Genomic DNA, 19,203 nt, shown 5'->3' with positions numbered 1-19,203 from the left:
TCGTTCAAAGCATAGGAAACGCTACGCTTTGATCATGGTGGGCAGTTTTCACGCAGTCTCGCTCGAGCTCGGTCGTCCAGAGTGATTTGTTTGACCGTAACCCTTGCTCGAGGTCAGGCTGGTCTCCAGCGCCGCCAGCCCCTCGGCGATCGCGGCGCGCTCGCCGGTGCTCAGCCTTGCCAGCAATTCCTGCTCGAAGGCTTTTGCCAGCGGCACCATCTCGCGATAGGCGGCAAGCCCCGCTCCGGTCAGCGTCAGACGTTCGATACGGCGGTCTTTTTCGTCTGGTTTTCGTGAGAGCCAGCGACGCCGTTCGAGCTCGGCGACGGCGCGCGAAACCTTTGTCTTGTGCATCGCCGATTGTTCGCCCAGCGCCGTCGCCGTCATCGTGCCGTGCTGTCCGAGCCCGGCCAGCGTGCGCCATTCAGGACGCGTGAGGCCGTGACGGTCCTTGTATATCCCCGAAAATTCGCGGCTGACGGCGTCGGCAAGCCGGTAGAGCCGGTAGGGCAGGAAATTTTCCAGATTGAGAATTTCAGGCGCGTCGGACGCTTCGCTCTTGATCGCCATTTTTCAAAGCCGCCATTGATGGTTACATTTTCAATGGTTACAAATGAAACCAGTTTGGTCAATTGAGATCCATTTCGGGAGGAAGCAATGGCCTTTTCCTATATGCCGGGCTTCGGCAACGATTTTGAGACCGAGACGCTGCCCGGCTCGCTGCCGCAGGGACGGAATTCGCCGCAGCGGCCGGCCTACGGCCTCTATGCCGAACAGCTTTCCGGCTCGCCCTTCACCGCGCCGCGCGGCACCAATGAGCGGTCCTGGCTCTACCGGATCCGGCCAAGCGTCAAGCACACCGGCCGCTTCAAGGCTGTGAGCTATCCCTTGTGGAAGAGCGCGCCGAATGTCGGCGACCATGAACTGGCGCTTGGCCAGTATCGCTGGAATCCGGTGCCGATGCCGAAGGAGCCGACTGATTTCATTCAGGGCATGCGCAGCATCACCACCGCCGGCGACGTGCTCGGGCAGACCGGCATGGCAGCCCACGTCTATGTCGCCAACACGTCGATGGCCGACGATCATTTCTTCAACGCCGACGGCGAGTTGCTTGTTGTGCCGCAGGTCGGCGCCTTGCGTTTCGTCACCGAGATGGGCGTCATTGAACTGCGGCCTGGCGAGATCGCCGTGCTGCCGCGCGGTTTGGTCTTCAAGGTCGAACTCGTCGACGCCGAAGTGCGCGGCTATGTCTGCGAGAACTACGGCGCCAAGCTGACTCTTCCCGATCGCGGTCCGATCGGTGCCAATTGCCTGGCCAATCCGCGCGATTTCAAGACGCCTTGCGCCTGGTTCGAGGAGAAGGAGACACCGTGTCGGCTGACGGTAAAATGGTGCGGCAATTTCCACGTCACCGAGATCGGCCATTCGCCGCTGGATGTCGTTGCCTGGCATGGCAATTATGCGCCCTACAAATATGATCTGGCGACGTTTTCGCCTGTCGGAGCACTGCTGTTCGACCATCCCGACCCGTCGATTTTCACGGTGTTGACCGCTCCGAGTGGCGAGGAGGGCACCGCCAACATCGACTTCGTCATCTTTCCGCCGCGCTGGCTGGTGGCCGAAGATACGTTCCGGCCGCCCTGGTATCATCGCAACATCATGAGCGAGTTCATGGGCCTGATCCACGGCCAGTACGACGCCAAGGAGGAGGGGTTCGTGCCGGGCGGCATCAGCCTGCACAATCTGATGCTGGCCCATGGGCCGGATGCGCCTGGCTTCGAAAAGGCCTCGCGCGCGGAGCTGAAACCGGTCAAGCTCGACAACACCATGGCCTTCATGTTCGAGACCCGATTTCCGCAGTTGCTGACCCGCTACGGCGCCGAACTGGAAACCCGGCAGGACAATTATATCGACTGCTGGGCCGACCTGAAGAAGCGTTTCAACGGCACGCCCGAGGGCGACTGGTCTTGAGCGGCGAGCCAATGCCGGATCGGCTGGTGCTGCTGGGCTCGAAGGGTGGGCCGGCATTGCGGCCGGGCGGGCCATGGCCGAGTTCCTCGCTGCTGCAGATCGGCGGCCGCAGCATCGTCGTCGATTGCGGACTTGGCGTGACGCGCGGCCTGGTCGATGCTGGCGTTAGCCTGAAGGCGCTCGACCTGATCTTCATCACGCATCTGCATTCCGACCATGTGCTGGAACTGGGGCCGTTGATCCACACCGCCTGGACGGCGGGCCTGGCGACGCCCGTCGGCGTGTTCGGCCCGCCAGGCACCGGCCACTATTGGCAGCGTTTTTGTCAGGCGATGGAGTTCGACATCGAAATCCGCATCGTCGATGAGGGCCGGCCGGATATTCGCGAACTGGTTTCGATTGTCGAATTCGGCGAGGGCCAGGTGGTCGAGCAGGGCGGCCTGATGGTTTCGGCGCTGCGCGTCGACCATCCGCCGGTGACCGACTGTTTTGCCCTGCGTTTCGAGCATGGCGGGAAAAGCGTGGTGTTCTCCGCCGATACGGCCTTCTTTCCACCGCTCGCCGATTTTGCCAAAGCCGCCGATATCCTCGTCCACGAAGCCATGCTGGAAGACGGCATAGAGCGGCTTGTGGCCAAGACCGGCAATGGCGCGCGATTGAAAGACCATCTGCTCGCCAGTCACAGCTTTGCCGAAGAAGGTGGGCGCATCGCCAGCGATGCCGGGGTGAAGAGACTGGTGCTCAATCACCTCATTCCGGCTGACGATCCCGAGATCGGCGAGGCCGGCTGGACTGCCGCCGTCAGGAAAACATGGGCCGGCGACTTGACGATCGCCCGCGACGGCCTTGTTGTGGGGTTAGCATGATCCCGAACCGAAGGACCGCGTCAGCGAAAAGTGGGAACCGGTTTTCTCGGACAAACGGTTCCGTTTGTCCAGAGATCATGCGTAAGACAAAAAACCAAAGCAGCGGAAAAGCTGCGCAAGGAGAGGAAACCGCATGAAGCTTGCCACCTTGAAGGACGGGACGCGCGATGGAAAACTCGTCGTCGTCTCGCGCGACCTGACGCGCTTCACCGATGCCTCGTTCCTGGCACGCACGCTGCAGGCAGCACTCGACGATTGGCGGCGCATCGCTCCGCACCTTACGACGATAGCGGAATCGCTGGAGAACAACGCGGTGCCGTCGGAGCGCTTCCACGAACACGACGCCCATTCGCCGCTGCCGCGCGCCTATCAATGGGCCGATGGCTCGGCCTATGTGAACCATGTCGAACTGGTGCGCAAAGCCCGCGGCGCCGAGATGCCGGCGAGCTTCTGGACCGATCCGCTGATCTACCAGGGCGGCTCGGATTCTTTCATTTCGCCACGCGATCCGATCCGCATGGCTGACGAGGCCTTCGGCATCGACATGGAAGGCGAAGTCGCCGTCATCGTCGACGATGTGTCGATGGATGCAAGCCTCGATGAGGCGCGTGCCGCGATCCGGCTGGTCATGCTGGTCAACGACGTGACGCTGCGCGCGCTCACTGGGCTGGAGCTTGCCAAGGGATTTGGCTTCTTCCAGTCGAAGCCGTCCTCGGCGTTTTCGCCTGTCGCCGTCACGCCGGACGAACTGGGTGACGCCTGGGACGGCGGCAAGGTCAGTCTGCCGCTGCTCGCCGATCTCAACGGCAAGCCATTCGGCCGCGCCAATGCCGGCACCGACATGACGTTCGATTTTCCGGCGCTGATCGTCCACGCCGCCAGGACAAGGCCGCTGGTATCAGGCACGATCATTGGCTCGGGCACCGTCTCCAACAAGCTCGACGGCGGGCCGGGCAAGCCTGTCTCGGCCGGTGGCGCCGGCTATTCCTGCATCGCCGAACTGCGCATGATCGAGACCATTGTGTCAGGCGAAGCCAAAACGCCATTCCTGCGCTTCGGCGACACGGTGCGCATCGAGATGAAGGACAAAGCTGGTCATTCGATCTTTGGCGCCATCGAGCAGAAGGTCGAGAAATACGAGAGGTAAGGGCATGACGGGGGTCTATCTGCTGGCGGGTGTCTGGGCACTTGCCATACTGGCGGTCTTCATCCATGCGATCCGGCTGAGCTATCGCATCGAGGCGCGTTCGCCCGCCCTGACCAACCGCAGCGGCTTTCCGCGCAAGGCGATGATGTTCCACACCATCACCAACATGAACGTCGCGCGAGACGCGGAAACGCAGGGCATGCGTCGGCGCATGAACCGGCTTCTGCTGATCGTGCTTGCTGGATTTGTCGTTATGTGGGCGGGTTTGTATCTGGTGCGGTCGACCGGATGACGTGATGAGCCTGCTGGATCATCTGCGCCGCATAGTTTGTGAGGCAGGTGCTTTCGCCGATCATATCAGAGCGACACCGTAACGGGAGAAATGCGGGTCGGATGTCAATATGGTCAGGTTCTCTACTTGCGCCTGTGCAATCAGCAGTCTGTCGAACGGATCACCATGGTGGTGGGGTAGGCCCGCTACGGCGTTCGCATGTTGTAAGGTTACGGCGAGAGGCTGAAATTGCATCCTTGGAAGCAGCGTCGGCAGATCGTCCGGCGCGTTGAGTTTCCCGATCGAACGTTTGATGGCAATTTCCCAAACGCTTGCCGCGCTCGCGAACACCACCGCTTCCGAGGCCAGAATAGCACGGTGGTGCTCGCTGAGACGTCGATCGTCCGAAATCGACCAGAGGATGATGTGGGTGTCGGCGAGAAACGGGCCGACAGTCATTTCACGTACTCGTCCCACTCAGGACCGAGTTCATCAAAATCGTCCGCAATCCAGATCTTGCCTTTCAAGGCGCCGATACGCGGCAGGGGTTCGGCCGCTGCCGGCGGTACGATGCGCGCGGCCACCTTGCCGTGGCGTGTCAGAACGATCTCCTCGCCGGCTTCCGCTCGGCTGACGAGTTCCGACAATTTGGCCTTGGCCTCGGCGATGGAAACATTCATGGACTCGATCCTTTGTGACCATAATTTAGGTCATAATTGATCGTGACGCAAGAAGTTCGGTTCGGGGTCGGCTTACTCCGCCGCCTGAACCTTGATCACCCCGCGCTTGATCTGGTCCTGCTCGATCGATTCGAACAGCGCGCGGAAATTGCCTTCGCCAAAACCTTCGTCGCCCTTCCTCTGGATGAACTCGAAGAAGATCGGCCCGATCACGGTCTTCGAAAAGATCTGCAGCAGGATCTTGGTCGTGCCGCCGTCGACGACGCCTTCGCCGTCGATCAGGATGCCGTGCTTCTTCATCCGCTCGATCGGCTCGTCATGGCCATTCACGCGGTGATAGGACATATCGTAATAGGTTTCCGGCGGGCCGGGCATGAACTTTAGCCCGTTGGCGGCGAGCTTGTCGGTGGCCTCGTAGATTTCGTCGGTGCCGACAGCGATGTGCTGGATGCCCTCGCCATTGTACTTCTTCAGGTACTCGGCGATCTGGCTGGTCTCGTCCTTGGACTCGTTCAGCGGAATGCGGATCTTGCCGCAGGGCGAGGTGATGGCGCGGCTGACCAGGCCGGTGATCTTGCCGTCGATGTCGAAGAAATGGATCTGCTTGAAGCCGAACAGATTGCGGTAGAAATCCCACCATTTGTCCATCTGGCCGCGATAGACATTGTGGGTCAGGTGATCGAGATAGTAGAAGCCGACGCCTTCCGGCCGCGGGTCGCGTGCACCCAGCCACTCGAACTCGGCATCATAGGCCGAGCCCTTCTTGCCGTAGGTCTCGATGAAATAGAGCAGCGAGCCGCCGATGCCGACGATCGCCGGCACGTCGAGCGCCTTGTCGGCGCCTTCGTAAGGCGTGGCGCCCTTGGCAACCGCGTGGTCGAAAGCATGCTTGGCGTCAACCACCCGCCAGGCCATCGAGGCGGCACAAGGGCCGTGCTTGTCGACGAACTTCATCGCATGCGAGCCGGGTTCTGCATTGACGACATAGTTGATGTCGCCCTGGCGCCAGACGGTGATGTCTTTCGTGCGGTGCCTGGCCACCTCGACATAGCCCATGCGGGTGAACAATTCGGCCAGCTTTTGCGGCTCCGGATGCGCGAATTCGACGAACTCGAACCCATCGGTGCCGGCGGGGTTGTTCTTGCTGATCTTGGCGGGCGGGGCGTCGTGCGGAAAGGGACCCATGGCATTCCTCCGAAAGCTGATTTGGCCTGAAAAGCCACCTGGCGTCATCATAGCGCGGAGCCGCTGCACGGTGCTTGCATTCAAACGCTTTAAATGATCATCTCATGCGAGAAATATGCATGCTATTTGGAAAAACCATGGATGAGACGCGCATTGATCAGTTTGACCGCAAGATAATGGCGCTGTTGCAAGGCGACGCGCGGCTGACCAACAACGACCTTTCGGAGCGCGTGAACCTATCAGCGTCGCAATGCTCGCGCCGCCGCCAGCGGTTGGAGGAGGACGGCTTTATCAAGGGCTATCGCGCCGTTCTCGACCGCGACAAGCTTGGTTTTTCCTTGGTCAACGTCATCTCGGTGACGCTAGCCACCCACAACCGCGACAATGCCAGGCGCTTCGGCGAGCTGGTGGCGCGGCTGCCCGAGGTGCAGGAGGCCCACGCGCTGACCGGTGAGATGGACTACATCCTGAAAGTCGTAACGCCCGACCTGAAGTCGCTGTCGGAATTCGTCAATAACGTGCTCCTTCCGCACGAATCCGTGCAGCACGTGAAGACGGCAATCGTGCTTGAGACGCTGAAGGAGACCAGCGCGCTGCCGATTTAAGCGGATTTCGCCCGATATGCTGGAGGGACAGCGCCCCCCTCTGTCCTGCCGGACATCTCCCCCTCAAGTGGGGAGATTGGCTGTCACGTTCTTCTTCGCCAATCACCGAAGTTGAAAAGGAGGTGGCGGCGCTGCCGCCGCTGATCTCCCCCCTTGAGGGGGAGATGGCCGGCAGGCCAGAGGGGGGCGCTAAGGAACGCCACCGTGCGGGATGTGTCTCACCCCTTCGATTGCTGGATCAGCCCGTAAAGGTTGGTGCAGCGCGCGCCGGAGCGGCAATAGGCGAAGACCGGCCCGTCGAGCTCGTCCAATGCCTCGGCCTGATCCTCGACATTCTCGGCGGTGATCTGGCCGCTGATCACCGGAATGTAGCGGAAGGCGAGGCCCGCGGCTTCGACCGCCGCCTTGACGGTGTCGGCCGAAGGCTGGCCGGGCTGTTCGTCATCGGGCCGGTTGCAGATCACGCTCTTGAAGCCGGCTTCCTTGATGGCGGTGACGTCTTCCGGCTGGATCTGGCCCGAGACCGAATAGTCCTCGCTGATTTCGCGGTATTCCATGGCAGTGTCCTCGCAAACTTGTCAGGCGGCAGTCTTGCCACTCCCCGAGATGGCCGGCAATCCGCACCGAAGGAATTCTCTGCCAAATAGACATCGCGCGCCAGAAAATCCAACCGGGCCGATACGGACCGGCTGGATGTCCCTTCAAACTCAGCTGCCGAGAATGGCGCCTTTGATCTGACGGATGTTGTTGTGCATCATGTCGATATAGGTCGCGGCCGGGCCGTCGGGCTGCGAGAGCGCGTCCGAATAGAGCGTGCCGCCGACCTTGATGCCGGTTTCGCTGGCGATCTGCTCAATCAGGCGTGGGTTGGTGATGTTCTCGACGAAGATCGCCGCTGCCTTGTCCTGCTTCACCTGCTCGACCAGCTTTGCGACATCGGCGGCGGATGGCTCGGAATCGGTGGAGATGCCCTGCGGAGCGAGGAAGGTCAGGCCGTATGCGTGTTCGAAATAGCCGAAGGCGTCATGCGAGGTGATGACGACGCGCTTCGCTTCAGGGATAGAGGCGATCGCCGTTTTCACTTCACCCTCGACCGCGTCGAGCTTCTTTGTGTAGGCGGCGGCATTGGTCTGGTAGCTGACGCAGCCGTCCGCATCCGCCGCGCAAAAAGCATCGGCGATGTTCTTCACATAAATCCTGGCATTGGCGATAGACTGGAAGGCGTGCGGATCGGTGACCGTCTTGCCGCCGCCGGTGCCGGCACCTTCGGCTGCATCGGCATCGGCGAATTCAGGCTTGAAATCGATCGGCGTCACGCCCTTGGTCAAGGTGATGATGGACGCCTTGGTGGCACTGGCATCGACCAGCCGCTGCAGAAACCCTTCGAAATGCAGGCCGTTGACGAGCACGATATCGGCCTTGGCCATGGCCACCGCGTCGGCCGGGCTCGGCTCGTAGACATGGGCGTCGCCGTCAGGTCCGACAATGGTGGTGATGTCGATACGATCGCCGCCGACGTTTTTGGCGAAATCGGCAATGACGGTGAAGCTGGCGACCACTTTCAGCGGTGCCGCGAAGGCCGACGATGCGCCAAATGCAGTTAATGTTATAACGCTCATAACCAGGGCGGAGCGGATCGATTTCAGCATAGGCGGGTCTCCTTCTAGGGGCGGGGGATCAGGCCGTTCTGTGACGGTGATGGATGATGCGCGCGCGCAGGATGCCGCGCGTGCCAAACAGGATCGAGGCGAAATAGACAACGCCGGCCGACAGGATGATGGCCGGGCCGGACGGCAGCGACGCGTGATAGGACAACAGCAGCCCGGCGACGCAGGAGGCAAAGCCGATCAGCACCGCCAAAACGCACATCGGCTCGACGCGCACCGTCCAGAAGCGGGCAGCGGCGGCCGGCAGCATCATCAGCCCGACCGACAGAAGCGTGCCGAGTGCCTGGAAGCCGCCGACGAGGTTGAGCACGACGAGGCCGAGGAAGATGAAGTGCACTGGGCTGCCAAGCCGGCTGACCGAGCGCAGGAACAGCGGGTCGAGGCATTCGGCCACCAGCGCCCGCCAGAAGATGGCAAGGCTGACCAGCGTCACCGCGACGATGCCGCCGATCAGCGTCAGCGCTTCATCGTTGAGCGCCAGCACGGTGCCGAACAGCACGTGCATGAGATCGACGCTGGAACCGCGGATCGACACCATCAGCACGCCGATAGCGAGCGAAATCAGATAGAACGCCGCCATTGAGGCGTCCTCGCGCTGGATGGTGAAGCGCGAGACGGCACCGGCGCCGAGCGCGACGATGACGCCGGCGATCAGGCCGCCGATGGTCATCGGCAGGATCTCCAGCCCATAGAACAGGAAGCCGGCGGCGGCACCGGGCAGGATGGCATGCGCCATGGCGTCGCCCGACAGGCTCATGCGCCGTAGCATCAGGAAGACGCCGATCGGGCAGGCGCCGAGCGACAGCATCAGCGAACCGATCAACGCCCGCTGCATGAAGCCGAAATCGGCGAAGGGCGCGATCAAAAGACCGTAAAGCGCGTCCATCAGGCAGCCCTCGGTCCGATGCCATGTTGATGGTCATGGTGGTCGTGATCAAGGCCATGGTGATCATGGCCATGGGCGTGCTCGTCTGGTTCACACCAGGGCGCATTTTCTTCCCAGGCCTCGTGGAAGCGGCGGGCGCGCAGCAGATTTTCCGGTTTCAGCGTTTCCCTGGTTTCGCCCCAGGCGATCGGTTGGCGAGCCAGAAGCAGCGTTTCGGGGAAATTCTGCCGCACAAGGTCCAGATCGTGGACGACAACCATGATGGTGCGTTCCTCGCCATGCCAGTGCTTGATCAGCGCGATCAGGTCGCCGACCGTCTTGGCGTCGACGGCGTTGAACGGCTCGTCGAGCAGGATGAGGTCGGCGTCCTGCAGCAGGACGCGAGCAAACAGCGTGCGCTGCAACTGGCCGCCCGACAGCGTGTCGATCGGGCGCTTCTCGAAGCCGCCGAGGCCAACCGCCATCAGCGCCTTGCCGACGTCATCGCGATCTTCCCTGGTGTAGCGGCCAAGCAGGCCGCGTCGTGGCCACAGGCCGAGCGAAACCAGATCGACCACGCGTGCCGGAAAGGAGCGGTCGAGTTCCGATTGCTGCGGCAGATAGGCGGCGCGCACGCCAGGCGCACGGATAACCTCGCCGGCCATCGGCTTCAGGACGCCGACAATACCTTTCATCAGCGTCGATTTGCCGGAGCCATTGGCGCCGACGACAGCCGTCAGCGAGCCCTTGCGGATGGTGCCGTCGAGATGATGGATCGCCGGATGGCTGCCGTAGCCAAGCGTCAGGTCGCGGAATGTCAGGCAGGTATTTGTCATTCTGCGATCCGTGGGGGCGGCGAAATCCGGCTGCTGGCGGCGGCCGATTGGATATGTGATGTTATTACATTAGTCAACAAGCCAATCTGGCGGAATTGCGGCTGCCGGGTCAACTTGCTGTGTGTGGATGTCATACGTCGTTGGCCCAAGGGGATTCGCCAAGGGATTTGATTGGGCGACCTTGCCCGAAGCCGGCTGCGACTCTAAAGAAGCGCAACCGCCACAGGAAGGAACCATCCAATGAGCATTCGTCGCATCGATGTTGGCCCACGCATGAGCCAGGTCGTCATCCATGGCAACACGGTTTACCTGGCTGGTCAGGTCGGTCAACCCGGCGGCAACGTCGCTTCGCAGACCAGGGATATCCTGGCGGCTGTCGACGAACTGCTGGCCAAGGCCGGCTCCGACAAGACAAAGATCCTGCAGGCGATCATCTGGCTGGCCGATATGAGCACCTTTGCCGAGATGAACGCGGAGTGGGACAAGTGGGTGTCGCAAGGCAACACGCCAGCCCGCGCCACCGGCGAAGCAAAGCTCGCCGGACCGGAATATCTGGTCGAGATTATTATTACGGCGGCGATCTGAGCTCTTACCCTCCCCCTTGTGGGGAGGGTCGCCGCGAAGCAGCGGGTGGGCGCAGCGCGTCTCGCCACCATTGCTTCGCAATGCCGGCTCGCCGACCCTCCCCACAAGGGGGAGGGTGAAGAAAGACTACCCCTGTGACGGCCTGAACCTTGCCACCAGCGTGTGGCTCTCGGCCGCGTAGGTAAAGCGCACATGGGTGACCGGGTGATCGGCGCTCCATGTCCGCCGCTCGACCACCAGGCACGGCGCGCCGGCTGCGATCTCCAAAGCCGTCGCGATATGCCGGTCGGCGGCGACAGCGCGAATGCGGTGCTCGGCTTCGCTCCACGGCACGCGGCCGATCAGCCACGGCCCTGGTGCGATGGCCAGGAATTCCTCTTCGGCTGCATCAGGCACGGCGGCCAGGTTGATCAGCCGCTGTTCATGCGCGAACGGCCGCTCGCCGGCAAAATGACCGCACTCCAGCGCCAGCACCGGACCGGGGCTGGCGAGTTCCAGCGAGGCCCGGTCCCCGGCGCTGCTGCGCCTTTTGTGCCGTGCCACGCGCTCGTAGCGATAGGGTAGGCCGAGCGCCTCGACTTCAATGCGGATGTCGTGGATCTCCAGCACCGCCGCTTGCGACTGCGGCCGGCGCACAAAGCTGCCCGAACGCCGACGGCGTTCGATCAGCCCGGCCTTGGCCAGTTGCGACAGCGCCTTGTTCACCGTCATGCGCGAGCAATTGTATTGCACGCTCAGTTCGTGCTCGAACGGGATGCGGTGGCCGGGCGCCCAGGCGCCGGACAGGATCTTTTCGCTTATGTCGGAGAGGATGCGCTGGTGCAGCGAGCCGCCAGCTTCCGCATCCGCGGTCTCGACAATGCTCATGCTGAAAGCGCCGTCATGACGCTGCGAAACCGTCCAGCGATGGCCTCGCGCTTGACATGCCTGCCGCCGCTGACCTGTTTGAGGCCATGCACCCAGACGCAGTCGACCTTGCTGCCATTGGCAAAGATCCAGGCGTCGAGGATCGCGTCGCCGCTCTTGCCGGCCAGCGAAGAATTTTTGGCGTCGAGCGAGACGAGATCGGCGGATGCGCCGATGGCGATCCGCGAGGCGCCGGCGCCAAGCGCGACTCTGCCGCCGTCAAGCGCGGCGTCGAACAGCGCGCGGCCGGTCGAGCCGCCGGCCACCGCCAGCACATTGCGGGCGCGGTGGGCGAGGCGCTGCGAATATTCGAGCTGGCGCAATTCGTCGGGCAAGCCGATCAGCACGTTGGAATCGGAGCCGATCCCAAAGCGGCCGCCATGTTCCCTGAACAGCGGCGCGGCAAATGTGCCGTCACCAAGATTGGCCTCGGTGATCGGGCAAAGGCCGGCGATGGCGCCGCTCTTGGCCATGGCAACGGTTTCCGCATCGGTCATATGCGTGGCGTGGATCAGGCACCAGCGCTTGTCGACCTTGGCATGGCCAAGCAGAAACTCCACCGGCCGCGCGCCTGACCAGGCGAGGCAATCCTCGACTTCCTTCACCTGCTCGGCGATGTGGATATGGATTGGTCCATCCGGCACCATCTCGGCCACTTCAGCCAGTTCTTCCGGTGTCGCGGCGCGCAAACTGTGCGGAGCGACGCCGACAACCGCTTGATTCAAAGTGCGAACGCTTTCCCGGCATTTCTCAACAAGCCGCGAGAACCGATTCACATCGTTGATGAATCGCCGCTGGCCTTCGTTTGGCGCGGCACCGCCGAAAGACGAGTGCGCATAAAACACCGGCAGCAGTGTCAGGCCTATACCCGTTTCGCCGGCCGCGGCCGCGATGCGCTCGGCCATTTCGGCGAGGTTGGCGTAGGGTTTCCCATCGCGGTCGTGATGCAGATAGTGAAATTCGCCGACGCGTGAAAAACCGGCCTCCAGCATCTCGACATAGAGTTGCGCTGCAACCGCCTCGACCTGATCTGGCGTCATCGACAGGGCGAAACGGTACATGACTTCGCGCCAGCTCCAGAAACTGTCGGCGGAGGGGCCGCGAAGCTCGGCAAGGCCGGCCATGCCGCGCTGGAAGGCGTGGCTATGCAGGTTGGGCATGCCGGGCAGCAGGATCGCGTGACATTCGTCGCCGGCCACAGCCGTGGCTCCAGACTCGACGCCCGTGATGCGCCCTTTGCCAAAAGTGATCCGCACATTGTTGTGCCAGCCAGTGGGAAGGAGCGCCTGTTCCGCGAAGATCGCTGCCACTTTTCTCTCCGGTTCTCTGTCTCACATGCGATGATGGCACTTGCAGTGCGTTTCAATATGTATATACATAATCGCCGTCGAATGAAACGGAAAAGATGATGGCCGCAGAGAGCAAAAGTCGGGCAGGGGGCCTTCGTCTGTGGCGCAATGCGCGTCTCGCGACCATGGCCGAAAGTTCTGCCGGACTAGGCGTCGTCGAACACGGCGCGATCGCTGCGCGTGACGGCCGCATTGTCTATGCCGGTCCCGAATCTGAGATGCCCGCCGCATTTGCCAAGGGGGCCGAGACGGTCGATTGCGAGGGCCGATGGATCACGCCCGGCCTGATCGACTGCCACACGCATCTGGTGCATGCCGGCAACCGCGCCAACGAGTTCGAGATGCGGCTGGCCGGCGCCACCTATGAAGAGGTCGCCAGGGCCGGTGGCGGTATTGTCTCCTCGGTCAAATCCTTGCGGGCCGCCAGCGAGAGCGATCTGGTCGCCCAATCGCTGCCGCGTCTCGATGCGCTGATCGCCGAAGGCGTGACGACCGTCGAGATCAAGTCCGGTTATGGCCTCGACCTCGAAAACGAGAAAAAGTCGCTGCGTGCGGCACGGCAGTTGGGCAACCAGCGGCCGGTGACGATCCGCACCACCTTCCTCGGCGCCCACGCGCTGCCGCCGGAAGCCAAGGGCGACAAGGACGCCTTCATCGATCTGGTGGCGAAAGAGATTCTTCCATCGGTTGCCGTCGAGGGGCTGGCCGATGCGGTCGACGGTTTTTGCGAGGGCATCGCCTTTTCGCCGGAGCAGATGGTGCGCGTCTTCGATGCTGCAAAAGCGGCCGGCCTGCCGGTCAAGCTTCATGCCGATCAACTGTCCAACCTGCATGGCGCCGAACTTGCCGCCCGTTATGGGGCGCTGTCGGCGGATCATCTCGAATACACCGATGAGGCGGGTGCGGTGGCAATGGCCAAGGCCGGAACCGTGGCGACGATCCTGCCCGGCGCCTACTATTTCATTCGCGAAACCAAGAAACCGCCGATCGGCCTGTTTCGCCGGCACGGCGTCAAGATGGCCGTCGCCACCGACAATAATCCCGGCACCTCGCCGCTGACCTCGCTGCTTTTGACCATGAACATGGCCGCGACCTTGTTTGGCCTGACCGTCGACGAATGCCTTGCCGGCGTCACCCGCGAGGCCGCCCGCGCGCTTGGCCTGCTGGGTGAAACCGGTACGCTTGTATCAGGCAAATCCGCCGACCTGGCGATCTGGAACATCGAGCGCCCCGCCGAACTCGTCTACCGCATGGGCTTCAACCCGCTGCATGCCCGCATCTGGAGAGGACAATGACCGAACTGACCCTGAAGCCCGGCAATGCGACGCTGGCCGACTGGCGCGCCATCTACCGTGGCGCCGTGCCCAAGCTCGACGATGCCTGCCGGCCGAAAATCAAGGCGAGCGCCGAGGCTGTCGCCAGGATCGTTGCCAAGGGCGAGCCGGTCTATGGCATCAACACCGGCTTCGGCAAATTGGCCAGTGTCCGCATCCCGGCCGGGGATCTCGAGACCTTGCAGCGCAACATCGTGCTGTCGCACGCCGCCGGCGTCGGCGAGCCGATGCCATCAGCCGTTTGCCGGCTGATGATGGCGCTGAAACTCGCCAGCCTGGCGCAGGGTGCCTCCGGTGTGCGGCCGCAAACCATCGAACTGCTCGAAGCGATGCTGGCCAACGACGTTATCCCGGTGGTGCCGGCACAAGGCTCGGTCGGCGCCTCCGGTGACCTTGCCCCGCTGTCGCACATGACGGCGGTGATGATCGGCGTTGGCGAATGTTTTACGCCGCATGGCCGTTTCCCGGCCAAGGTCGCCTTTGTCTCGCACGGCCTGGAGCCGGTGACATTGGGCGCCAAGGAGGGCCTGGCGCTGCTCAACGGCACGCAGTTTTCGACGGCCTATGCGCTGGCTGCTTTGTTCGAGGCCGAAGTGCTCTACCAGTCGGCGCTGGTCGCGGGCGCCTTGTCGACCGACGCGGCAAAAGGCTCGGACGCCCCCTTCGATCCGCGCATCCATGCGCTGAGAAAGCATCGCGGCCAGATCGAGACGGCGGACGCGCTGCGCAATTTGATGGCCGGCAGCGCCATCCGTGAATCGCACCGGGTCGGCGACGAGCGCGTGCAGGATCCCTATTGCCTGCGCTGCCAGCCGCAGGTCATGGGTGCGGCACTCACCGTGCTGCGCCAGGCAGCGGATACACTGGGCGCCGAGGCCAATGGCGTCACCGACAATCCGCTGATCTTCGCCGAGGATGACACCGCACTTTCCGGCGGCAATTTCCACGCCGAGCCGGTGGCCTTCGCCGCCGACATGATCGCGCTTGCCGTCTGCGAGATCGGATCGCTGTCGGAACGCCGCATTGCCATGCTGGTCGATCCCGCGCTGTCGGGCATGCCGGCCTTCCTGACGCCAAAGCCCGGCCTGAACTCCGGCTTCATGATCCCGCAGGTGACGGCGGCGGCGCTTGTCTCAGAGAACAAACAGAAGGCCTATCCGGCCAGTGTCGATTCGATCCCGACATCGGCGAACCAGGAAGACCATGTTTCGATGGCAGCCCACGGTGCGCGGCGGCTGATCGGCATGGTCGAGAACGCGACCGCGGTGATCGGCATCGAACTGCTGGCTGCGGCCCAAGGCTGCGATTTCCATGCGCCGCTGGCGTCGAGCGCGGCACTCGAGGCCGTGCGCAAGCTGGTCCGGGCCGAAGTGCCGCATCTCGATAATGACCGGCATTTCCACCCCGATATGGAAAAGGCCATCGCCATGGTGCGCAGTGGAGCGGCGGTGAAGGCGACGGGCACGGTGGTGCTGCCGGGAATCGCGTCATGACATTGAATGCAGCCATAGGCCGCGTTCTGTCGCGCCGCCCTCTGTCCTGCCGGACATTTCCCCCTCAAGGGGGGAGATTGGCAGCTTTGGCGCCCTGTTCAATCCTGCAACATGGGCGATTGGCGAAAGCCGGCGTGACATCCGATCTCCCCCCAAGAGGGGGAGATGTCCGGCAGGACAGAGGGGGGCGCCGTAGAACGCCAGCGCGGGGAGATTTTTCATGACTTCACCCTCCTGGCTCACCATCACCCAAGGCACTGCGCCCCTGCTAGTGTCGATTCCGCATACCGGAATCGATCTCGCCGGCCTGGAGAACCGGCTGGTGTCACCTTGGCTCGGTCGCCGCGATTGCGACTGGTGGATCGAAAAGCTCTATGATTTCGCCGACAGTCTCGGTGCGACTGTCGTGCACACCGCGATCTCGCGCACCGTCATCGACGTCAACCGTGATCCGTCAGGGGCTTCTCTCTACCCCGGACAGGCGACGACGGGCCTTTGCCCGACCGAGACCTTCGATGGCGATCCGCTGTATCGGGAGGGGGAAGAGCCGGGGCCATCGGAGATCGACGAGCGCCGCGAAAAATTCTTCGTGCCCTACCATGCCGCCTTGCAGGCCGAGATCGGCCGCTTGCGCGGGTTGCACGAAAAGATCGTCCTCTATGATTGCCACTCGATCCGTTCGGTGCTGCCGCGCCTGTTTGAAGGCACGCTGCCGGTGTTCAATCTCGGCACCAATGACGGCAAAAGCGCCGATCCGACGTTGCAGGCGGTGGTCGGCCAGATCATGGCCGAAACCGGCGAGACTTTCGTCGTCAACGGTCGCTTCAAGGGCGGCTGGATCACGCGTCATTTCGGCCAGCCGCAACAGGGTGTTCATGCACTGCAGATGGAACTCTCCAACCGCGGCTACATGCGCGAGCCCGATGGCAAGGGCGCGCCCGACAATTGGCCGGTTCCCTACGACGCCGAGTTTGCAGCAGCGATCCGCGCCACGCTGCGGAAAATCCTCGAGGCCACGATCACCTGGGCGCAGAGCTGACATCAGATCCTTTTATGGAGTGACGACATGAACAATCCTCGCCACAACATCCGCGAAGTCCGCAGCCCGCGCGGCACCGAGATCAGCGCCCGCTCCTGGCTGACGGAAGCGCCGCTGCGCATGCTGATGAACAATCTCGACCCGGACGTTGCCGAAAACCCAAACGAATTGGTCGTCTATGGCGGCATCGGCCGGGCGGCGCGTACCTGGAACGACTTTGACCGCATCGTCGCCTCGTTGAGGACGCTGGCCGATGACGAGACTTTGCTGGTGCAGTCGGGCAAACCGGTCGGCGTGTTCCGCACCCATCCCGACGCGCCACGCGTGCTGATCGCCAACTCCAACCTGGTGCCGCACTGGGCGAATTGGGAAAAATTCAACGAGCTCGATAAGAAGGGCCTGATGATGTACGGCCAGATGACGGCCGGCTCATGGATTTACATCGGCACGCAAGGCATCGTGCAGGGCACCTACGAGACCTTCGTCGAGGCCGGCCGGCAGCATTATGGTGGCAATCTCCAGGGAAAATGGATCCTGACCGGCGGGCTCGGCGGCATGGGCGGCGCCCAGCCGCTGGCCGCCGTCATGGCCGGCGCCTGCTGCCTGGCGATCGAATGCAACCCGGATTCGATCGATTTCCGCCTGCGCACCCGTTATGTCGACGAGAAGGCCGAGACGCTCGATGAGGCGATGGCGATGATCGAGCGCTGGACCAAGGCCGGCGAGGCGAAGTCGGTCGGCCTGCTTGGCAATACGGCCGACATCGTCCCGGAAATGTTCAGGCGTGGCATTCGCCCCGACATGGTGACGGACCAGACCTCGGCGCATGATCCCATCAACGGCTATTTGCCGAAGGGCTGGACGATGGCTGAGTGGCGCGAGAAGCGCGTCAGCGACCCCAAGGCGGTCGAGAAGGCGGCACGCGCTTCCATGCGCGAACATGTCGAGGCGATGGTGGCGTTCTGGAACGCCGGCGTGCCGACACTCGATTACGGCAACAACATTCGCCAGGTGGCCAAGGAGGAGGGGTTCGAGAACGCCTTCGCCTTTCCCGGATTCGTGCCTGCCTATATCCGTCCGTTGTTCTGCCGCGGCATTGGCCCCTTCCGCTGGGCAGCCCTGTCGGGCGATCCCGAGGATATCTACAAGACCGACGCCAAGGTGCGCGAACTGACGCCCGGCAACGCCCACCTGCACAACTGGCTCGACATGGCGCGCGAGCGCATCGCCTTTCAAGGGTTGCCGGCGCGTATCTGCTGGGTCGGCCTCGGCGATCGCCACAGGCTTGGCCTCGCTTTCAACGAGATGGTGGCCAAGGGTGAGCTGAAGGCGCCTGTCGTCATCGGCCGCGATCACCTCGATTCCGGCTCGGTCGCCTCGCCGAACCGCGAAACGGAATCCATGAAGGACGGCTCGGACGCGGTGTCCGACTGGCCGCTGCTCAACGCGCTGCTCAACACGGCGTCGGGCGCCACCTGGGTGTCGCTGCACCATGGCGGCGGCGTCGGCATGGGTTTTTCGCAGCATGCCGGCATGGTCATCGTCGCTGACGGTACGCGGGACGCAGCAAGGCGCCTGGAGCGGGTGTTGTGGAACGACCCGGCGACCGGTGTCATGCGCCACGCCGATGCAGGCTACGACGTCGCCATCGAGTGCGCCAAGGAGCACCAGCTCAACCTGCCCGGTATTCTCGGATAACGGATCATGCGCGTCTTGCGGGCGGCCGATTACAAATCCATGCCGTGGAAGAACGGCGGCGGGGTAACGACGGAAATCGCCGTCTCGCCCGCTGGTGCCGGGCTCGACGACTTCGACTGGCGCGTCTCGATGGCGCGCGTCGAATTGAGCGGCCCGTTTTCGCAATTCGCCGGCATCGATCGCACGCTTGCGGTGCTCGGGGGCGAGGGCATCGTCCTCGATATTGCCGGCTACCCACCGGCATCCATAAACAGGGTGACCGACCTGTTTTCCTTCCCGGCCGACGTGCCGACCACGGCCACGCTGATTGGTGGACCGATCACCGATCTCAATGTCATGACCCGCCGTGGCCGGACTGCGCACTCCGTTGAACGCCTGTCGATTTCGACCCCTGTGGAAATCCGGACTGAAGCCGGCACAACCCTCATCCTGTGCATGAACGGCGAAGTCACTGTGCGCGCCGCCGAGCCGGTTCGCCTCGGACCGCTCGACACGCTGCTGTCCGGTCCGGAGAGAACCAGCTTGCTTGTCCAGCCCGCCCCTGAGGCGACGCTATTCGTGATCCGGATCGATGGCATCTCCGGCAACGATTAACGCTTGTTTCCAAACATGATCGCGGTGCTTGCGAAATATAGCGTAAGCTGCTGGCGGCATCACGAAAAAGCCTGAATCCTCCCCGTCGATCGAGCCTGGCGGGAAGAGGGGC

21 protein-coding genes are annotated in these 19,203 nt (G+C 62.9%); 11 read left to right on the top strand and 10 right to left on the bottom strand.

All coding sequences use genetic code 11. From position 1 onward, the window contains the following. Positions 1-48 precede the first annotated feature (48 nt). Positions 49-570: a MarR family winged helix-turn-helix transcriptional regulator gene (locus ACSQ3L_RS22775; RefSeq protein WP_436161951.1), complete on the bottom strand. Its 522-nt coding sequence runs from the start codon at positions 568-570 to the stop codon at positions 49-51. Positions 571-657: 87 nt separating this feature from the next. Between ACSQ3L_RS22775 and hmgA the strand changes: the two genes are divergently transcribed. The 4 genes from hmgA to ACSQ3L_RS22755 all read left to right on the top strand — a co-directional run bounded on the left by hmgA (position 658) and on the right by ACSQ3L_RS22755 (position 4,276). Next, positions 658-1,971: a homogentisate 1,2-dioxygenase gene (gene hmgA, locus ACSQ3L_RS22770; protein WP_436161950.1), complete on the top strand. Its 1,314-nt coding sequence runs from the start codon at positions 658-660 to the stop codon at positions 1,969-1,971. An 11-nt stretch (positions 1,972-1,982) separates the two neighbouring features. Beyond that, positions 1,983-2,837 carry an MBL fold metallo-hydrolase gene (locus tag ACSQ3L_RS22765; RefSeq protein WP_436163506.1) on the top strand — a complete coding sequence of 285 codons (855 nt, stop codon included), beginning with the start codon at positions 1,983-1,985 and terminating at the stop codon, positions 2,835-2,837. Positions 2,838-2,970: 133 nt separating this feature from the next. After that, a complete protein-coding gene (locus tag ACSQ3L_RS22760; RefSeq protein WP_436161949.1) occupies positions 2,971-3,984 on the top strand; it encodes a fumarylacetoacetate hydrolase family protein in 1,014 nt (337 codons plus the stop codon). A 4-nt stretch (positions 3,985-3,988) separates the two neighbouring features. Further along, complete coding sequence (locus tag ACSQ3L_RS22755; protein WP_436161948.1) at positions 3,989-4,276, top strand: hypothetical protein; 288 nt, start codon at positions 3,989-3,991, stop codon at positions 4,274-4,276. Between the two features lie 60 nt (positions 4,277-4,336). Here ACSQ3L_RS22755 and ACSQ3L_RS22750 read toward each other — a convergent pair whose 3' ends face one another. The 3 genes from ACSQ3L_RS22750 to hppD all read right to left on the bottom strand — a co-directional run bounded on the left by ACSQ3L_RS22750 (position 4,337) and on the right by hppD (position 6,120). After that, a complete protein-coding gene (locus ACSQ3L_RS22750; RefSeq protein ID WP_436161947.1) occupies positions 4,337-4,714 on the bottom strand; it encodes a type II toxin-antitoxin system VapC family toxin in 378 nt (125 codons plus the stop codon). Further along, positions 4,711-4,935: a type II toxin-antitoxin system Phd/YefM family antitoxin gene (locus tag ACSQ3L_RS22745; RefSeq protein WP_023813589.1), complete on the bottom strand. Its 225-nt coding sequence runs from the start codon at positions 4,933-4,935 to the stop codon at positions 4,711-4,713. The genes ACSQ3L_RS22750 and ACSQ3L_RS22745 overlap by 4 nt, the downstream gene beginning before the upstream one ends. Before the next feature lie 72 nt (positions 4,936-5,007). Beyond that, positions 5,008-6,120, bottom strand: coding sequence for a 4-hydroxyphenylpyruvate dioxygenase (hppD, locus tag ACSQ3L_RS22740; RefSeq protein WP_436161946.1), 1,113 nt, complete (start codon positions 6,118-6,120; stop codon positions 5,008-5,010). A gap of 137 nt (positions 6,121-6,257) precedes the next feature. On the opposite strand from hppD, the gene ACSQ3L_RS22735 reads away from it, so the two are divergent. Next, positions 6,258-6,725, top strand: coding sequence for an Lrp/AsnC family transcriptional regulator (locus ACSQ3L_RS22735; RefSeq protein WP_436161945.1), 468 nt, complete (start codon positions 6,258-6,260; stop codon positions 6,723-6,725). Positions 6,726-6,943: 218 nt separating this feature from the next. Here ACSQ3L_RS22735 and ACSQ3L_RS22730 read toward each other — a convergent pair whose 3' ends face one another. From ACSQ3L_RS22730 to aztA, 4 genes are all read right to left on the bottom strand, one after another. Further along, entirely contained in the window at positions 6,944-7,282 is a 339-nt protein-coding gene (locus tag ACSQ3L_RS22730) for a TIGR01244 family sulfur transferase (protein ID WP_436161944.1), read from the bottom strand. Positions 7,283-7,432: 150 nt separating this feature from the next. Continuing rightward, complete coding sequence (gene aztC / locus ACSQ3L_RS22725; RefSeq protein ID WP_436161943.1) at positions 7,433-8,374, bottom strand: zinc ABC transporter substrate-binding protein AztC; 942 nt, start codon at positions 8,372-8,374, stop codon at positions 7,433-7,435. Positions 8,375-8,402: 28 nt separating this feature from the next. After that, on the bottom strand, positions 8,403-9,278 hold the full coding sequence (aztB, locus tag ACSQ3L_RS22720; RefSeq protein ID WP_436161942.1) for a zinc ABC transporter permease AztB: 876 nt from the start codon (positions 9,276-9,278) through the stop codon (positions 8,403-8,405). After that, positions 9,278-10,093, bottom strand: a complete 816-nt coding sequence (gene aztA / locus ACSQ3L_RS22715; RefSeq protein ID WP_436161941.1) for a zinc ABC transporter ATP-binding protein AztA — start codon at positions 10,091-10,093, stop codon at positions 9,278-9,280. The genes aztB and aztA overlap by 1 nt, the downstream gene beginning before the upstream one ends. Before the next feature lie 240 nt (positions 10,094-10,333). Here aztA and ACSQ3L_RS22710 point away from each other — a divergent pair, with 240 nt between their 5' ends. Next, positions 10,334-10,678 (top strand): RidA family protein, encoded by a 345-nt coding sequence (locus ACSQ3L_RS22710; RefSeq protein WP_292188541.1) that lies wholly within the window; start codon positions 10,334-10,336, stop codon positions 10,676-10,678. Positions 10,679-10,804: 126 nt separating this feature from the next. On the opposite strand, the gene hutC is transcribed toward ACSQ3L_RS22710, so the two are convergent. Together hutC and ACSQ3L_RS22700 are read right to left on the bottom strand one after the other, a co-directional pair. After that, a complete protein-coding gene (gene hutC, locus ACSQ3L_RS22705) occupies positions 10,805-11,545 on the bottom strand; it encodes a histidine utilization repressor (RefSeq protein ID WP_436161940.1) in 741 nt (246 codons plus the stop codon). Beyond that, entirely contained in the window at positions 11,542-12,894 is a 1,353-nt protein-coding gene (locus ACSQ3L_RS22700) for a formimidoylglutamate deiminase (RefSeq protein WP_436161939.1), read from the bottom strand. Before ACSQ3L_RS22700 ends, hutC begins: the two co-directional genes overlap by 4 nt. 98 nt (positions 12,895-12,992) lie before the next feature. On the opposite strand from ACSQ3L_RS22700, the gene hutI reads away from it, so the two are divergent. From hutI to ACSQ3L_RS22675, 5 genes are all read left to right on the top strand, one after another. Next, entirely contained in the window at positions 12,993-14,228 is a 1,236-nt protein-coding gene (hutI, locus tag ACSQ3L_RS22695; protein WP_436161938.1) for an imidazolonepropionase, read from the top strand. After that, the gene (hutH, locus tag ACSQ3L_RS22690) at positions 14,225-15,760 is read left to right on the top strand and encodes a histidine ammonia-lyase (protein WP_436161937.1); all 1,536 of its coding nucleotides are present in this window, start codon (positions 14,225-14,227) and stop codon (positions 15,758-15,760) included. Before hutI ends, hutH begins: the two co-directional genes overlap by 4 nt. 220 nt (positions 15,761-15,980) lie before the next feature. Next, a complete protein-coding gene (gene hutG / locus ACSQ3L_RS22685) occupies positions 15,981-16,799 on the top strand; it encodes an N-formylglutamate deformylase (RefSeq protein ID WP_436161936.1) in 819 nt (272 codons plus the stop codon). 27 nt (positions 16,800-16,826) lie between these two features. Beyond that, the gene (hutU, locus tag ACSQ3L_RS22680; protein ID WP_436161935.1) at positions 16,827-18,497 is read left to right on the top strand and encodes a urocanate hydratase; all 1,671 of its coding nucleotides are present in this window, start codon (positions 16,827-16,829) and stop codon (positions 18,495-18,497) included. A 6-nt stretch (positions 18,498-18,503) separates the two neighbouring features. After that, the gene (locus tag ACSQ3L_RS22675) at positions 18,504-19,091 is read left to right on the top strand and encodes a HutD/Ves family protein (protein ID WP_436161934.1); all 588 of its coding nucleotides are present in this window, start codon (positions 18,504-18,506) and stop codon (positions 19,089-19,091) included. The last annotated feature ends 112 nt before the right edge of the window (positions 19,092-19,203 follow it).

It is taken from the genome of Mesorhizobium sp. LjRoot246 (assembly GCF_964254115.1).
Taxonomy (GTDB): Bacteria; Pseudomonadota; Alphaproteobacteria; order Rhizobiales; family Rhizobiaceae; genus Mesorhizobium.
The sequence above is the reverse complement of the archived record's forward strand: the minus strand, read 5'-3'. Positions and strand labels throughout refer to the sequence as shown.

Coding starts and splice junctions, on each gene's coding strand:
- ACSQ3L_RS22755 (WP_436161948.1), top strand. CDS start 3,989: ATGACGGGGGTCTATCTGCTGGCGGGTGTCTGGGCACTTGCCATACTG.
- aztA (WP_436161941.1), bottom strand. CDS start 10,093: ATGACAAATACCTGCCTGACATTCCGCGACCTGACGCTTGGCTACGGC.
- ACSQ3L_RS22775 (WP_436161951.1), bottom strand. CDS start 570: ATGGCGATCAAGAGCGAAGCGTCCGACGCGCCTGAAATTCTCAATCTG.
- ACSQ3L_RS22750 (WP_436161947.1), bottom strand. CDS start 4,714: ATGACTGTCGGCCCGTTTCTCGCCGACACCCACATCATCCTCTGGTCG.
- ACSQ3L_RS22745 (WP_023813589.1), bottom strand. CDS start 4,935: ATGAATGTTTCCATCGCCGAGGCCAAGGCCAAATTGTCGGAACTCGTC.
- hutG (WP_436161936.1), top strand. CDS start 15,981: ATGACTTCACCCTCCTGGCTCACCATCACCCAAGGCACTGCGCCCCTG.
- ACSQ3L_RS22735 (WP_436161945.1), top strand. CDS start 6,258: ATGGATGAGACGCGCATTGATCAGTTTGACCGCAAGATAATGGCGCTG.
- hutH (WP_436161937.1), top strand. CDS start 14,225: ATGACCGAACTGACCCTGAAGCCCGGCAATGCGACGCTGGCCGACTGG.
- hutI (WP_436161938.1), top strand. CDS start 12,993: ATGGCCGCAGAGAGCAAAAGTCGGGCAGGGGGCCTTCGTCTGTGGCGC.
- hmgA (WP_436161950.1), top strand. CDS start 658: ATGGCCTTTTCCTATATGCCGGGCTTCGGCAACGATTTTGAGACCGAG.
- ACSQ3L_RS22760 (WP_436161949.1), top strand. CDS start 2,971: ATGAAGCTTGCCACCTTGAAGGACGGGACGCGCGATGGAAAACTCGTC.
- ACSQ3L_RS22730 (WP_436161944.1), bottom strand. CDS start 7,282: ATGGAATACCGCGAAATCAGCGAGGACTATTCGGTCTCGGGCCAGATC.
- ACSQ3L_RS22675 (WP_436161934.1), top strand. CDS start 18,504: ATGCGCGTCTTGCGGGCGGCCGATTACAAATCCATGCCGTGGAAGAAC.
- ACSQ3L_RS22765 (WP_436163506.1), top strand. CDS start 1,983: ATGCCGGATCGGCTGGTGCTGCTGGGCTCGAAGGGTGGGCCGGCATTG.
- ACSQ3L_RS22710 (WP_292188541.1), top strand. CDS start 10,334: ATGAGCATTCGTCGCATCGATGTTGGCCCACGCATGAGCCAGGTCGTC.
- hppD (WP_436161946.1), bottom strand. CDS start 6,120: ATGGGTCCCTTTCCGCACGACGCCCCGCCCGCCAAGATCAGCAAGAAC.
- aztB (WP_436161942.1), bottom strand. CDS start 9,278: ATGGACGCGCTTTACGGTCTTTTGATCGCGCCCTTCGCCGATTTCGGC.
- hutC (WP_436161940.1), bottom strand. CDS start 11,545: ATGAGCATTGTCGAGACCGCGGATGCGGAAGCTGGCGGCTCGCTGCAC.
- hutU (WP_436161935.1), top strand. CDS start 16,827: ATGAACAATCCTCGCCACAACATCCGCGAAGTCCGCAGCCCGCGCGGC.
- aztC (WP_436161943.1), bottom strand. CDS start 8,374: ATGCTGAAATCGATCCGCTCCGCCCTGGTTATGAGCGTTATAACATTA.